General features: G+C 61.9%; 14 protein-coding genes, 2 tRNA genes and 1 pseudogene. 2 read left to right on the forward strand and 15 right to left on the reverse strand.

The window, feature by feature from the left end; genetic code table 11:
• The first annotated feature begins 5 nt into the window (after window positions 1-5).
• Window positions 6-782, forward strand: coding sequence for an energy transducer TonB (locus AC2S2E_RS15340; protein ID WP_486522975.1), 777 nt, complete (start codon window positions 6-8; stop codon window positions 780-782).
• Between the two features lie 33 nt (window positions 783-815).
• Here AC2S2E_RS15340 and AC2S2E_RS15345 read toward each other — a convergent pair whose 3' ends face one another.
• Window positions 816-1,598 (reverse strand): alpha/beta fold hydrolase, encoded by a 783-nt coding sequence (locus tag AC2S2E_RS15345; RefSeq protein WP_486524629.1) that lies wholly within the window; start codon window positions 1,596-1,598, stop codon window positions 816-818.
• 182 nt (window positions 1,599-1,780) lie between these two features.
• A complete protein-coding gene (locus tag AC2S2E_RS15350; protein WP_486522976.1) occupies window positions 1,781-2,080 on the reverse strand; it encodes an EF-hand domain-containing protein in 300 nt (99 codons plus the stop codon).
• A gap of 229 nt (window positions 2,081-2,309) precedes the next feature.
• Here AC2S2E_RS15350 and AC2S2E_RS15355 point away from each other — a divergent pair, with 229 nt between their 5' ends.
• Window positions 2,310-2,981, forward strand: a complete 672-nt coding sequence (locus AC2S2E_RS15355; protein WP_486522977.1) for a hypothetical protein — start codon at window positions 2,310-2,312, stop codon at window positions 2,979-2,981.
• Window positions 2,982-3,008: 27 nt separating this feature from the next.
• Here AC2S2E_RS15355 and AC2S2E_RS15360 read toward each other — a convergent pair whose 3' ends face one another.
• The 13 genes and pseudogenes from AC2S2E_RS15360 to AC2S2E_RS15420 form a co-directional block, all read right to left on the reverse strand.
• Window positions 3,009-3,644 carry a DUF2238 domain-containing protein gene (locus AC2S2E_RS15360; protein WP_486522978.1) on the reverse strand — a complete coding sequence of 212 codons (636 nt, stop codon included), beginning with the start codon at window positions 3,642-3,644 and terminating at the stop codon, window positions 3,009-3,011.
• A gap of 1 nt (window position 3,645) precedes the next feature.
• Window positions 3,646-4,671, reverse strand: coding sequence for an aspartate-semialdehyde dehydrogenase (locus AC2S2E_RS15365; protein ID WP_476105539.1), 1,026 nt, complete (start codon window positions 4,669-4,671; stop codon window positions 3,646-3,648).
• An 84-nt stretch (window positions 4,672-4,755) separates the two neighbouring features.
• Complete coding sequence (locus tag AC2S2E_RS15370) at window positions 4,756-6,978, reverse strand: S9 family peptidase (protein WP_486522980.1); 2,223 nt, start codon at window positions 6,976-6,978, stop codon at window positions 4,756-4,758.
• Window positions 6,979-7,171: 193 nt separating this feature from the next.
• A complete protein-coding gene (rplS, locus tag AC2S2E_RS15375) occupies window positions 7,172-7,552 on the reverse strand; it encodes a 50S ribosomal protein L19 (protein ID WP_476105543.1) in 381 nt (126 codons plus the stop codon).
• Window positions 7,549-8,298: a tRNA (guanosine(37)-N1)-methyltransferase TrmD gene (gene trmD, locus AC2S2E_RS15380; RefSeq protein WP_486522981.1), complete on the reverse strand. Its 750-nt coding sequence runs from the start codon at window positions 8,296-8,298 to the stop codon at window positions 7,549-7,551. Before trmD ends, rplS begins: the two co-directional genes overlap by 4 nt.
• 52 nt (window positions 8,299-8,350) lie before the next feature.
• A complete protein-coding gene (locus AC2S2E_RS15385) occupies window positions 8,351-9,049 on the reverse strand; it encodes a TIGR04222 domain-containing membrane protein (protein ID WP_486522982.1) in 699 nt (232 codons plus the stop codon).
• Window positions 9,050-9,431: 382 nt separating this feature from the next.
• Complete coding sequence (locus AC2S2E_RS15390; protein WP_476105546.1) at window positions 9,432-9,602, reverse strand: hypothetical protein; 171 nt, start codon at window positions 9,600-9,602, stop codon at window positions 9,432-9,434.
• A 9-nt stretch (window positions 9,603-9,611) separates the two neighbouring features.
• Entirely contained in the window at window positions 9,612-10,115 is a 504-nt protein-coding gene (gene rimM, locus AC2S2E_RS15395) for a ribosome maturation factor RimM (RefSeq protein ID WP_486522983.1), read from the reverse strand.
• Window positions 10,116-10,120: 5 nt separating this feature from the next.
• Window positions 10,121-10,480 (reverse strand): annotated as a pseudogene (rpsP, locus tag AC2S2E_RS15400) (30S ribosomal protein S16); the annotation flags it as partial.
• Window positions 10,481-10,507: 27 nt separating this feature from the next.
• A complete protein-coding gene (ffh, locus tag AC2S2E_RS15405; protein ID WP_486522984.1) occupies window positions 10,508-11,971 on the reverse strand; it encodes a signal recognition particle protein in 1,464 nt (487 codons plus the stop codon).
• A gap of 174 nt (window positions 11,972-12,145) precedes the next feature.
• Window positions 12,146-12,221, reverse strand: a tRNA-Ala gene (locus AC2S2E_RS15410).
• Between the two features lie 24 nt (window positions 12,222-12,245).
• Window positions 12,246-12,321 (reverse strand) — tRNA-Ala (locus tag AC2S2E_RS15415).
• A gap of 156 nt (window positions 12,322-12,477) precedes the next feature.
• Window positions 12,478-12,795: an FYDLN acid domain-containing protein gene (locus AC2S2E_RS15420; protein ID WP_476105551.1), complete on the reverse strand. Its 318-nt coding sequence runs from the start codon at window positions 12,793-12,795 to the stop codon at window positions 12,478-12,480.
• Between the last annotated feature and the right edge of the window lie 40 nt (window positions 12,796-12,835).

Below are 12,835 nucleotides of genomic sequence, written 5' to 3' on the forward strand. Positions count from 1 at the left end.
ACCCTATGAGGCAGCCCATGTACGCCTTTCGAGTGACCGACGAAGCCGAGTTTTCCGCCCATTTCGGCGATTCGCGACTCAGCTTTGCGGCCCCGGCGCCTGCGGCTCCCTTTATTCCCAGCGCTTCCTATGCCCAGCAGGCCCGCCGCCCGCGCGGGACCGCAATGGTGGCCTCCGCACTTGCGGTCGGCGCGCTGTTTTCGGCGATGGTTTGGATGAATGTCGCCCCCCATGCCAAACGTCAGCACCATGTGGTGACGATGGACCTGACCGCTCCGCCCCCCGCCGCGCCCAAGAGCAAGCCGGTGGACAAGGTGGTCGATATGCCGTCTATGCCGCAACAGGTGGCCCAGCCGCAGCCTGACGCGCCGGTGCCGCCTCTGGCCGTTGCCATTCCCGTGGGTCAGGAAGCCGCCGCCGTGCCGGTTACCCCGCCCGCGCGCCCGGCGCCCGCCCCTGCCCCCGTGGCCGCCGCGCCCAAGGCGCCTGCTGGTCCGGCCGAGGTTGGCGATCTGGGCGCGCGCATTCTCTCCTTCACGCCGCCGTCCTATCCGCTGGAATCGCGCCGGAATATGGAGGAAGGCACCGTCACGCTGGGCCTTCTGGTCGGCACCGATGGGCGCGTGGTGGAAATTTCCGTCGCCAACAGCAGCGGCTTTGCTCGTCTGGACAAGGCGGCGCTGGACGCTGTGCGCAAGTGGCGCTGGACGCCGATGATGCGCGGGGGCGAAGCGGTAATGCTGCGCGGGTTCCTGAAAATTCCCTTCTCGCTCAAGCGCTAAGATTGAGGGCGCCGAGAAGGGCGCCCTTTTGGTTCACGCCTCGCTCAAAAACTCGACCATTTTCTGGCCCAGTTCCTTTTGGGTCACGCTGCTCATATGCGTGCCGGGAATTTCGGCATAGCGCGCATTGGGCAAGGTCTGTGCCAGACGCGGGGCGCTGCCATTATCCTGATCGACATCGCCGCAAAGGACCAGCGTGGGCATCGTCACCTGCGCCAGATCCGACGGCGGCGTGTCATCGACCGATTGCAGCAGCAGTTCCGCGGCGCGCAAGTCAACCTTCTGCGCCTTCATGAACTGCTGTGCGACATAGGCGGGGTCGCCGTGTTTGATCGTGCCGTAACGCGCAATCGCGTCGAGGAAAAATGCGCTGCGCCGTGCCCATCCCGCCAGACCTTCCAGCCCCATGCCCGCCAGAATCAGGCGGCGTGGCTCCAGCCCTGCCAGCACGGCACGGGTCGATGTGCGCGACCCCAACGAAAAGCCGCCCAGATCAAATTCTCCCGGCTCCAGCCCCAATTCGCGCACCAGCATCAGCGCGTCGGTGACCAGCACATCTTCGGGATAGGCGGTGGCGTCATGGGGCGCCTCGCTCATGCCATGGGCGCGCAGGTCGGGCATGATGACGTCAAAACCGGCCTGTGCCAGCCTTTCGGCATGGCCATATTTGACCCAATTGATCGCCGCCGACGAAAACAGGCCATGAAACAACAGCAACGGGCGACCATGCCCCCCCGACACCGGCGCCATGCGATGCACAGCCAAGCGGGTTCCGGCCCAACCACGGATATAGCTGGTCGTTACGGTTTCGGGCATGACAAGATCCTCTTCGGGCGGGTTGGCAAGAAGCTCGCGATAGGCGCGGAAAAGCCAAAGGGGCAAGCGGCTTGTTCCAGCCGATGCCTGAAAATATTCATGGATCAAGGAAGGGCGCTCCGATGGCGCGAAAGTAAACAGGGCGGGAAGCCAGCCGCAACCCGCCCTGTGATGATCGCCGTTCAGCAGCCCGTCAGCGAAGCGCCGGGCACATAGCGCGGGCCGTACATGCGCTGGCATGTCTTGGCGCGCTTGATCTTGGACGGATCGATCTGACCGCTCTTGTTGGTGTCGGCGCGGTCAAAGGCATTTTCCATGTAGGCCACGAAAGTCTCGCGGCTCACCTTGCCATCGGCGTCACGCGGCACATGGTTCAAAACTTCGGCCAAAGCCACATCGCCTTCGGCATTGACGGCGGCATGGGCCTGGGCGGCGCCGGCCAATGCCAGAACGGCAACGGCGAGGCCAAAACGGATCTTCATAACTCCTCCTATGCGAACGTCCCCACCCCCGCGGTGCGCGCACTAGCTTTTTGGACAAGTGTCAGACATGCGCACTTCTACCCATGTTTTTACGGGGATTTTACGCCTAGCGGGGGCCATCATGGCCGCTCTCCGGCCTGCGAACAGGGCACCCCGAAACAGCCTATTTGGAACCATCGGCGTGCCCAACTCTTCCTTGAACAGGAACCAAGTTCGAGAGGAGTAGATCATGAACACCATTCGCAACACGCTTTTGACCGCCACGATGCTGGCCGTTGCGTGGTCCTCGCCCGCCATGGCCGAGGGCAAGGCAGACCGCGCCAAGAAGGCCATTGCGGTGGCCGAGGCCAAGATCAGCGCCGCCGACACCGCCGGGGCCGACACGATGCTGGCCGTGGATCAGGCCAAGGCCAAGCAGGCATTGGCCGATGCGCGCGAAGACCTGTCGGCCGGGCGTAAGGAAGAAGCCATTGAGACCGCCAATCAGGCATCAATGATCGCGGACGCCAACCTTGGCGAAGCGCAGCGCCTGAAGGCCGCCCGCACCGCCGCCCGCGTTGAAGCGGCCAAGACCGATGCCGCCATCGCCCAGGCGCAGGCCAGCGAGGCAACCCAGCAGGCCGCCGCCCAGCAGGTAGCCGCCGCCAATGAACGCGCCGCCAGCGCCGAGCAAAGCGCGCAGGCCGCCCAGCAGGAAGCCTTGGCCGCCCGCGCCACCGCTCAGGCCGCGATGGAGCAAAAGGCCGCTGTTGAGACGACAGTGACGACGCAGAACACCGGTCGTGTGGCCGCCAAAAAGGTCGTGCGGACCCGCGTGGTCAAGAAGCCCGCAAACACCACGACCCGCGTGGCCGGCCCTGTGGCCACCACGACGACCACGGTGACGCAGCGCGTTAACTAAACCCCGCACATGCGGATGCAAGGCGGGTCACGTCACGATTGTCGTGGCCTGCCTTTGCCACGAACGAACAAAGGGCGCGGCAAGCAAGGCACCTAGATTCGCGCAGGCCATGTCCTTCTGGCTGTCATACATATCGCCCTGCTCGCCATTATAGGCTCCGGCCTGATCGGGTGCGAGCCCAATGGTGAGTAGCCATTCAAAGATTTCATAAGCCGAACTGAAGGCAAATACGCCCAGCACCGCCATGATCAAGCCCGCCCTACAACTCAAGCCGCAGTGGCGCGTGGCCACTTCCGCCAGCGGCAGCACCAGCCACAGGCCGAAGCAGAAATGGATCAGCCGGTCGAACATGTTGCGATGCCAACCAAAAGCGGCATCAATCGAACGGCCCGTCAGCGTGCGGCCCCATACATCATAGGGCGTGAAACTATACGACCAGCAGGCCGCGACAAGATGGAGTAGGATGAAAGCCGTCACCAACCCCACCGCCGCATTGGACAGCGGCCAGCGTCGTAAGGCCCAAAAAGCAACAGGCAGGGCCAGTAAAACCGGCCCCACCTGCAACCATGTATTCTGCGGGTAGATAGCGCCCCAACCGCTCAGCAGTGAGCCAATGGCCCATGCCGTCAGCATCCACCGTTGGGCGGCCGGGAGCGCGCTCATATCAGCCCTTCTTGAGGTGACGACGGCCCAGCAGTTCGGCGATCTGCACCGCGTTCAGAGCCGCGCCCTTGCGCAGGTTGTCCGACACGCACCACAGCGACAGGCCGTTGTCGACCGTCGAGTCTTCACGCACGCGGCTGATGAAGGTGGCATAGTCGCCAACGCATTCAACCGGGGTCACGTAACCGCCGTTTTCGCGCTTGTCGACCAGCATCACGCCGGGGGCTTCGCGCAGGATGTCCTGAGCTTCGGCCGCGCTGATTTCTTCTTCAAATTCGATGTTCAGCGCTTCGGAGTGACCGATGAACACCGGCACGCGCACGCAGGTTGCCGTCAGCTTGATCTTGGGGTCCAGGATCTTCTTGGTTTCGGCCACCATCTTCCATTCTTCCTTGGTGGAACCATCATCAAGGAAAACGTCGATGTGCGGGATCACGTTGAACGCGATCTGCTTGGTGAACTTCTTGGGTTCGGCCTGATCGCCGACAAAGATCGCGCGGCTCTGTTCGAACAGCTCGTCCATGCCTTCCTTGCCCGCGCCCGACACCGACTGGTACGTGGCGACGACGACGCGCTTGATCTTGGCCTTGTCGTGCAGCGGCTTCAAAGCCACCACCATCTGCGCGGTCGAGCAGTTGGGGTTGGCGATGATGTTGCGCGCCTTATAGCCGTCGATGGCATCCGGGTTCACTTCGGGCACGATCAGCGGAACGTCCGGGTCCATGCGATAGAGCGACGAGTTGTCGATCACGACGCAACCAGCGGCCGCCGCCTTGGGCGCATAGATCTTCGTCGGGCCCGAGCCTGCCGAAAACAGCGCGATGTCCCAGCCGGTGAAATCGAAGTGTTCAATGCTCTGAACCTTCAGCTTCTTGCCGGTTTCACCAAAGTCAATTTCGGTCCCCTGCGAACGGGGCGAAGCAACCGCCGCCAGTTCGTCAATCGGAAACTCGCGCTCGGCAAGGATGTTGAGCATTTCGCGGCCCACATTGCCCGTGGCGCCAACGACGACAACCCGATAACCCATGTCATTCACTCCTGCGGCCCCAAAGGGGCCTGTTTCACGCGACCTGAGACGCAAAGCCGCATTACAACAACTGGCCTAAGTATATTACGGCGGCGTCACTCCATGCCGTGCCAGGAAAGCGAAAATCGTATTCCACAAATGGACGCTGACCTTTGGCCCGCCCACGCGGTGGGTATGGCCGGGGTACAGCATCATTTCAAAAGGCGTCGCCTCATTCTGCATCTTGGCGATCAGCGCCGAGGAATTTTCAAACACCACATTGTCATCCGACAGACCGTGGATCAGCAGCAGCGGATCGCGGATCGCATCAGACTTATCAATCGCGTTGGAGGCCTTGTAAGCCGCCGGAACCTTACGCGGATCGCCCATGTAACGCTCGGTATAGTGGGTGTCATAGAGTTCCCACTTCGTCACCGGCGCGCCCGAAATGCCCGCGGCAAAGGTGCCGGGATGCGCTTCGAGCATCTTGAGCGTCATATAGCCGCCATAGGACCAGCCATAGGTGGCGATCTTACCGGCGTCCACGAAAGGCAGGGACTTCAGGTAATCGGCCCCGGCGATCTGGTCATCGACCTCGACCGTGCCCATCGCCTGCCAGATCTGGCTTTCAAAATCGACGCCCCGATTGGCGCTGCCCCGGTTGTCGATTTCGAAATAGATATAGCCCTTGGCCACAATCGCCTGCGCCAGAGCGCTGGCCCAGCCCTTGTTGACCACCTGAACATGGGGGCCGCCGTAATGTTCAAAGAACACCGGATAGCGCTTGCCCGGCTCCATCACCGGCGTGATCATCTTCCAATGGAGGTCGGTGCCATCCTTGGCCTTGATCGTGCCGAAAGTGGGCGCGCGGTGGGCGGCCATGAAGGGCGCATAAGGATGCGCGCCATCGACCTTGTTCTCCTCAACCCACGCGATGCGCTTGCCGGTGCCATCGGCCAGATAGGTCTGGGCCGGCTGGTTCTGGGCGCTGCGGGTGACGACCAGCGTTTGCCCGCTGCGGTCCATGGTGGCGCTATTCATATAGGCCGGATCGGTCAGGCGCTTGGGCTCGCCCGGATGGTTGTAATCCAGCGAATAGACCTGATGGGCCAGCACATCGTCCTTCGTGCCGGTGAAATAGAGCTTGCCGCCCTTTTCATCGACGCCGTCCAGCGAGGTCACCATCCAGCGCCCCTTCGTCAACTGCTGCCACTTGCTTCCGATCAAGCGGTAAAGATGGCCGAAACCATCCCGCTCGCTCCACCAGATCAGGCTGCCATCGCGCAGGAAACGGTAATTGTCGGTCAGGTTGATCCAGCTCTTGTCACGCGCCGTTTCGGTGAACAGCACCTGCGACTTGCCCGTGGCCGGATCGACCCGCAGCATGTCGAGGCGGGTCTGCGCCCGGTTCTGGCGCTGGACATAGAGCGTCTTGCCATCGGGCGCCCAATCGACGCGGGCCAGATAGATGTCCGGGTCCGTCCCCAGATCAACCTTGACGGGCCCCTTCTGACTATCAACGCCGCCGTTCGGGCTGACCACATAGAGCGCCACCTCGGCATTGGGCGTGCCTGCCGCCGGATAGCGCTGGTCAAAGGTCTTGGTGCCGGTGGCGCCGATGGCCGCGCGGGTAACGACGCCCACCTTGGCCTCGTCAAAACGCTGGACGGCGACATGGGCATCATCGGGCGCCCACCACGCTCCGGTCAGGCGCGCCATTTCTTCCTGCGCGACGAACTCCGCCTCGCCCCAATGGACGGTCTGGCTGGCCTCCACCGGGGTCAGGCCGCGCGCCGCGCCGCCCTGCACCGGCACCACCCAGAAACGACGGTCGCGCACAAAGGAAACAAAGCCGCCCTTGGGGCTGAGCCGCGGGTTGAGCGCGTCGGCCCCTGCCCCCTCGACCTTACGCACCGAGCCATCCAGCCCGGCCAGCAGCAGATCGCCATCAAGCGGCACCAGCACGCTCTTGCCATCGGCGGACCAGCTATAGGTAACGATGCCCTTGAGATCGCCGATGCGCTGACGCTCACGCTGCATCTTTTCGGCTTCGGACAAAGCGCGGCCCGAAGACAACTTTTCCGAATCGACCAGCATCCGCCACTCGCCCTTTTGGCGGTCATAACCCCACAGGTCATAGCGTTCGCGGTCATTGGCCCGATTGCGCAGCAGCGTCAGGTAACGCCCATCCGGCGACAGCTTCACCCCGCGCGGCGCAGGGCCGTTGAGCGAAGGGCTGGCAAAGACCCGCTCAAACGAGAGACTGGCCGAAGGCGCGGCGTTCACGGCCGCCCCCTGCGCAAAGGCGAGAGGAGCGGGCGCAAGCATGGTCCCACCGAGCAGGATTGCCGGGGCAAACAGAAGAACGGGGAAGCGCATGGCAAGGAGGCAGACCTGTCGAATGGCGGGAAATAGGGCATGCGGGGATAAGGCGCGCAAGCAAAAGGGCGCCCCGGCTGTCTTGGCCGAGGCGCCCTTGTCACGGTGTTCCGCTGGTTGGCTGGGGAACCTTTGTTCCGGCTCAGCCTTCCGCGCGGGTGTCGCGGCGCTCGGCGATACGTGCGCGTTTGCCGGTGCGGCCGCGCAGATAGTACAGCTTTGCACGACGCACGACACCACGGCGAACCACGGTAATCGAGTCAATGTTGGGCGAGTAGAGCGGGAATACGCGTTCCACGCCTTCGCCGAACGACATCTTGCGCACGGTGAAGTTCGAGTTGATGCCGCGGTTCGAACGGGCAATCACCACACCTTCATAGGCCTGAACGCGGGTGCGTTCGCCTTCGATAACCTTCACACCGACGCGCAGCGTGTCGCCAGCGCGGAATTCCGGAATTTCCTTGCCAGAAGCCGCAAGCGCCTTGGCGATTTCTTCGGCTTCGATCTGCTGAATCAGGTTCATTGACCCAAATCCTTCGTTTTGCGCCGCGCGCCAGAGGCAGACTGACCCGAAGCACCACCGTAGCGCTCCCAAAGGTCGGGCCTGCGTGACCGAGTATCGTCTGCAGCCTGTTGTTTCCGCCAGGCCGCAATCTTTCCATGATCCCCCGATCGCAGCACTTCAGGGATCAATCGCCCTTCCCAATCATTGGGTCGGGTATAGTGCGGATATTCGAGCAATCCGTTTTCGAACGACTCATCATCCCCACTAGAGGCCGCGCCCATTACGCCGGGAAGCAGCCGAATGCAAGAGTCCAAGAGCATTAAAGCGGCCGGTTCGCCGCCAGAAAGGATAATATCGCCGATTGAAACTTCCTCGACGTCGCGCCCGGCGAAAATTCTTTCGTCAAACCCTTCAAAACGCCCGCAAAGTACGATGACCCCCGGCCCGGCCGCCAATTCGCGCACACGCGCCTGCGTCAAAGGACGTCCACGCGGCGTCATGGCGATCACCGGGCGCCCCATCGGGCCATTGTCGCGCGCATGATCGATGGCGCGAGCCAGAACATCGACTTTCAGCACCATGCCCGCGCCGCCGCCTGCGGGCGTATCATCCACCGTGCGATGCTTGTCTTGCGCAAAGTCGCGGATCTGCACCGCGTCAATATCCCACTTTCCTTCCTCGCGCGCGCGACCGGCAAGGCTGATCCCCAGCGGGCCGGGAAACATTTCAGGATAAAGCGTCAGGACTGTGGCGGAAAAGCTCATGGCGCCCCCATGCCCCCTGCGCCGCCGCTCCGCAAGGGCCTAGCGCAAGAACTCAAGCTCTGGACAGGACCGTGGCTACTGGCCGCTTCCGGCCTAACCGCAGGCGATGGAGCGCTTCATAAGGCGTTCCGGCCAGAACCGATGTGCCAAACAGCGCAACCGCCATGCTGGCCTGATTCAGCCTGCGATCATGGCACAGATCCTCTGCCTCCTTGCGCGCAGCTTCCAGAACCTTGGCCCCGGCGCATGTGCGCCGGTCGATGGTCACGCAACGCACAATCCCCGCCAACAGCGTCACCAGCAACAGAGAGCCAAGATAGGGCACAGGCTGTTGATGCAACAGGCCCACTTCCCAACGAATCGCACCAAAGACCAGCACCAAACCATAAGGCAGGCATGACCAACCGCGAATTTCCCACCATTCGGCCCGGCTGACCCACAGGCCCCGCGCAATCAGGCGCAATTCCACCCAATTGGCCGCATTCCACAGGCTGCACATCAGCATGTCCCAATCCGTCCCCGGAGGCAGACCCAGCACCGTCACTTCCGCGCTGCTTTGCCCGGCAACCGGGTGGAGGGGAACAAAACTCCTGTCCTCGCGCACGGCCAGATGCCCCGCCTGCATCAACCCCACCACCAAGGTTTCGGCATAGCGCGTCGGCCCGCCCGAAAGGCAGGCCAATTCAAAAGGATGTTGCAAAACCAGAACCTTGCCATCGGGGCGCAGCCAGCGCGGCAAAACCCACCCCATGGCAACCGCCCCGACCAAGAGCAAAGCGTATAGCGCCAAAAAATCCCGCCCGCTTAAAAGCAATGGGTCAAAACCGGGCATGCCCCCTCCTCATCTGCCATCCGGCGACGAAGACCCCCGTTCATGATTAACACCTATTGCAGGCTCGGTACAATCACAGGTTTGCAAAGTGCGATGTTGGCGATGAACGCAAAGCCGACAAGGGCGCGAATCTCAAGGGTCGAACCAAAATCCCTTGTCCAATACCGCAGCGATATGTGCGATTTCCAAACGCTCCAACTCGTGCTTGCCCTGATGGCTGGCAAATTTGGCTCCGCAGAGCCATTTTATAATCACCCATGGAAGCGCGAAGATCGCGAGGCAGCCAATCCCTTCGTGATCCTCAACGAAGCCACACCCATTCGCCGTAATATTCGGCCAGGGTGGTCACAAATTCGGTGATGTCATCGCCATAGAGGCCAATGTCCTGTGTAATGGCCATATCCGGCCAAACACGGCGCAATCCCGACATATCCTGAGCCAAGGCGACAATTTCGGCCTCACGCTCAGTCATGCGGCATCCTCATCCCTGTGCGTAGGCAGCCTCGATCAGCACCCGAACTTCATCCCATTCGGGCACGGCATCGGCGCGCATGGGCACCATGAAACGATGGCTCTTGCCATCTTCGCCAGCAGGGGTTTCGATTTCCAGAATATCGCCCGCGCCGAAATTCTCGACCGCAACCACCGTGCCCAGCATGTCGCCAGAGGTCGATTGCGCCGCCAGCCCCAACAGGTCGGCGTAATAATATTCACCCGGCGCCAAAGGAGGCATGGCCGAGCGGGGGACCGTCAATGCCGTCCCGCGCAATTTTTCCGCCGCCGTTCGATCAGGGACTTCGGCAAAGCGGGCAATCGCACCGCCCTTGCCGTCATCCTTGATCGATTTCAGCGTCAGCTTGCCGTCGTTGAAGGCGCGGTAGCTTTTGAGCGCCGCCACGCCTTCACCAAACAGCTTGAGGCGAACCTCGCCCGTGATGCCATGGGCCGCGGCCACCGCCGCCATAGTCACGGGCCGGTCGCTCATTATTCAGCAGCAGCCGCTTCAGCAGCTTCAGCAGCCTTCTTGGCCTTGTCTTCAGCGCGTTCCTTGGCCTTCTTGCCGGGTTCGGCGCGCTGCGGGTTGTTGGTGGGGGCGCGTTCCTTCAGACCGGCCTTGTCCAGCAGACGGGCAACGCGGTCGGTCGGCTGTGCGCCAACGCCCAGCCAGTACTTCACGCGGTCTTCGATCAGACGCACGCGGTCTTCGCTGTCCTTGGCGAGCAGCGGGTTATAGGTGCCAACCTGTTCCAGGAACTTGCCGTCGCGGGGCGCGGTGGCATTGGCAACAACAATCTTGTAGTAAGGGCGCTTCTTAGAACCGCCACGCGACAGACGCAGAGAAACCGACATTTTCGTACCTTTCCAATAAATTCGAAATTATTTCTTCAGAAACTTTGTGAAGTCCGGTGCACCGGCACCAAGACCGGGAAGGCCACCGGCGCCGGGGCCACCAAGACCACCCATGCCGCCGGGCATTCCGCCGCCCATCCCGCCAAGACCACCCTTGCCGAACAAAGCGGCAAGGCCCTTAAGCCCGCCCATCTTCTTGATCTGCTTCATCGCCTTTTCCATCTCCTGATGCATTTTCAGGAGCTTGTTGACTTCCTGCACCTGCGTGCCGGAGCCATTGGCGATGCGGATCTTGCGCTTGGCGTTGAGCAGTTCGGGGCGCGCACGCTCCTTGGGGGTCATCGAACCGATGATCGCGTCCATGCGCAGCAACGTGCGGTCATTCATCCCGCTGTTGGCCATCGCGGCCTGCGCCTTCTTCATGCCCGGCAGCATACCGGCCAACATGCCAAGGCCGCCCATCTTCTGCATCTGGCGCAACTGGCTGCGCAGGTCGTTCATGTCGAACTGACCCTTGGCCATGCGTTCGGCCAGCTTTTCCGCGTCCTCGGCATCAACCGCCTGCGCGGCCTTTTCCACCAGGCTGACGATATCGCCCATGCCCAGAATGCGGCCAGCCACACGGCCCGGATTGAAGGTTTCAATCTGGTCGAGCTTTTCGCCCATACCGGCAAACTTGATCGGCTTGCCCGTGACCGCGCGCATCGAAAGCGCCGCACCGCCGCGCGCGTCACCATCCATACGGGTGAGGATCACACCCGTCAGATCGACTTCACCCGCAAAGCTCTGCGCAACGTTCACCGCGTCCTGACCGGTCAGCGAATCGACAACCAGCAGCGTTTCCTTGGGACGAGAGATAGCGGCAACCGCCTTCATCTCCTCCATCAAGGCCGAATCGACGTGCAGACGGCCCGCCGTATCCAGCAGCAGCACGTCCACAGCCTGAAGCTTGGCCGAATTGATCGCGCGTTCGGCAATCGCGGTCGGCATCTGGCCCGAAACGATCGGCAGAGTGGCAACGCCCACCTGCGTACCCAGAACGGCCAACTGCTCCTGCGCGGCGGGGCGGTTGACGTCCAGCGACGCCATCAACACCTTCTTGCCGTGCTTTTCTTTCAGCAGCTTACCGAGTTTCGCCGTGCTGGTGGTCTTACCCGAACCCTGAAGGCCGACCATCATGATGACGACCGGCGGGGCCGCGTTCAGATCAAGACCGGGGACATCCTGCCCGCCCAGCATCTCGACCAGCGCATCATTGACGATCTTGACGACCTGTTGACCCGGCGTAACCGACTTGAGCACATTTTGCCCAACGGCCTTCTCGGTAACCTCGTCGATGAAACGGCGCACAACCGGCAGGGCCACGTCGGCTTCGAGCAGAGCAATGCGCACTTCACGCATCGCATCACGCACATCCTGTTCCTTGAGCGCACCGCGCCCCTTCAGCCGATCAAAGACCGAGCCAAGGCGATCAGACAGAGCGTCGAACATCAGCCAACCCTTACCAAGCGCGCCCGATCCGACATTGCGCCAGAACCATCACGCGAAAAACGCCGATGGGCGAAACCTCGCCGATCAGCGCATCAAAATCTCTATCAAGCGAAAAACGCCGGCGGACGAAAACTCGTCGGCCAGCGTAGCGCTTGAAGAAGCGATACTTCCCTTTGGTGGAGCCTAGCGGGATCGAACCGCTGACCTCCTGCATGCCATGCAGGCGCTCTCCCAGCTGAGCTAAGGCCCCGAACCAATGGGATATGTGTTTGAATGGTGGAGCCTAGCGGGATCGAACCGCTGACCTCCTGCATGCCATGCAGGCGCTCTCCCAGCTGAGCTAAGGCCCCATTCATTCAATAAGCTAGGCACCCCTGGGTGGTTTGCTTCGCTTCCGCCTCGTCGGCGGGCCGCCCCACTAGGACGACCCCGAAACCTTGGCAAGAACTTTTTTCAAGAAATTTCATTTTTCTGAAAAATGCCCAACCAAGGTTCCCGACAGGGGTTTATACTTCGTCGGGTTCCTCGTCGTGGCCCGACACGCCCAGGTCGTCATCGCCGCCCAGGTCAACGTCATTGTCCGGCGAATCGCCGTCATCGTCGATGTCCAGATCTTCATCGGCCAGATCGACGTCGGCCACTTCATCGGCCTCCTTCTTCTGGATCTCTTCGAACGGAATCGGCTGCTTGCTCTTCAGCACCGGTTCCGGCACCCAGGCATAGCCGCATTCGATGCAAGTGACGGGATCGTCCTTGCCCAGATCGTAAAAGCGGGTGCCGCACTTCGGGCAACCATGCTTGGCGCCCCATTCTGGCTTGACCATGCTATTCCTCATGTCTGCCCCACCAGAACGGCGGGCCGTA

The organism is Novosphingobium sp. 550D, from assembly GCF_057401885.1.

Bases quoted from the DNA above. Each gene is read 5' to 3' on its own strand.
- AC2S2E_RS15360 (WP_486522978.1), bottom strand. From the start codon at position 3,644: ATGAGCGCGCTCCCGGCCGCCCAACGGTGGATGCTGACGGCATGGGCC.
- ffh (WP_486522984.1), bottom strand. From the start codon at position 11,971: ATGTTCGACGCTCTGTCTGATCGCCTTGGCTCGGTCTTTGATCGGCTG.
- AC2S2E_RS15390 (WP_476105546.1), bottom strand. From the start codon at position 9,602: ATGACTGAGCGTGAGGCCGAAATTGTCGCCTTGGCTCAGGATATGTCG.
- AC2S2E_RS15370 (WP_486522980.1), bottom strand. From the start codon at position 6,978: ATGCTTGCGCCCGCTCCTCTCGCCTTTGCGCAGGGGGCGGCCGTGAAC.
- rplS (WP_476105543.1), bottom strand. From the start codon at position 7,552: ATGAACCTGATTCAGCAGATCGAAGCCGAAGAAATCGCCAAGGCGCTT.
- AC2S2E_RS15385 (WP_486522982.1), bottom strand. From the start codon at position 9,049: ATGGGGTGGGTTTTGCCGCGCTGGCTGCGCCCCGATGGCAAGGTTCTG.
- AC2S2E_RS15340 (WP_486522975.1), top strand. From the start codon at position 6: ATGAGGCAGCCCATGTACGCCTTTCGAGTGACCGACGAAGCCGAGTTT.
- rimM (WP_486522983.1), bottom strand. From the start codon at position 10,115: ATGAGCGACCGGCCCGTGACTATGGCGGCGGTGGCCGCGGCCCATGGC.
- AC2S2E_RS15420 (WP_476105551.1), bottom strand. From the start codon at position 12,795: ATGGTCAAGCCAGAATGGGGCGCCAAGCATGGTTGCCCGAAGTGCGGC.
- AC2S2E_RS15355 (WP_486522977.1), top strand. From the start codon at position 2,310: ATGAACACCATTCGCAACACGCTTTTGACCGCCACGATGCTGGCCGTT.
- AC2S2E_RS15345 (WP_486524629.1), bottom strand. From the start codon at position 1,598: ATGCCCGAAACCGTAACGACCAGCTATATCCGTGGTTGGGCCGGAACC.
- AC2S2E_RS15350 (WP_486522976.1), bottom strand. From the start codon at position 2,080: ATGAAGATCCGTTTTGGCCTCGCCGTTGCCGTTCTGGCATTGGCCGGC.
- AC2S2E_RS15365 (WP_476105539.1), bottom strand. From the start codon at position 4,671: ATGGGTTATCGGGTTGTCGTCGTTGGCGCCACGGGCAATGTGGGCCGC.
- trmD (WP_486522981.1), bottom strand. From the start codon at position 8,298: ATGAGCTTTTCCGCCACAGTCCTGACGCTTTATCCTGAAATGTTTCCC.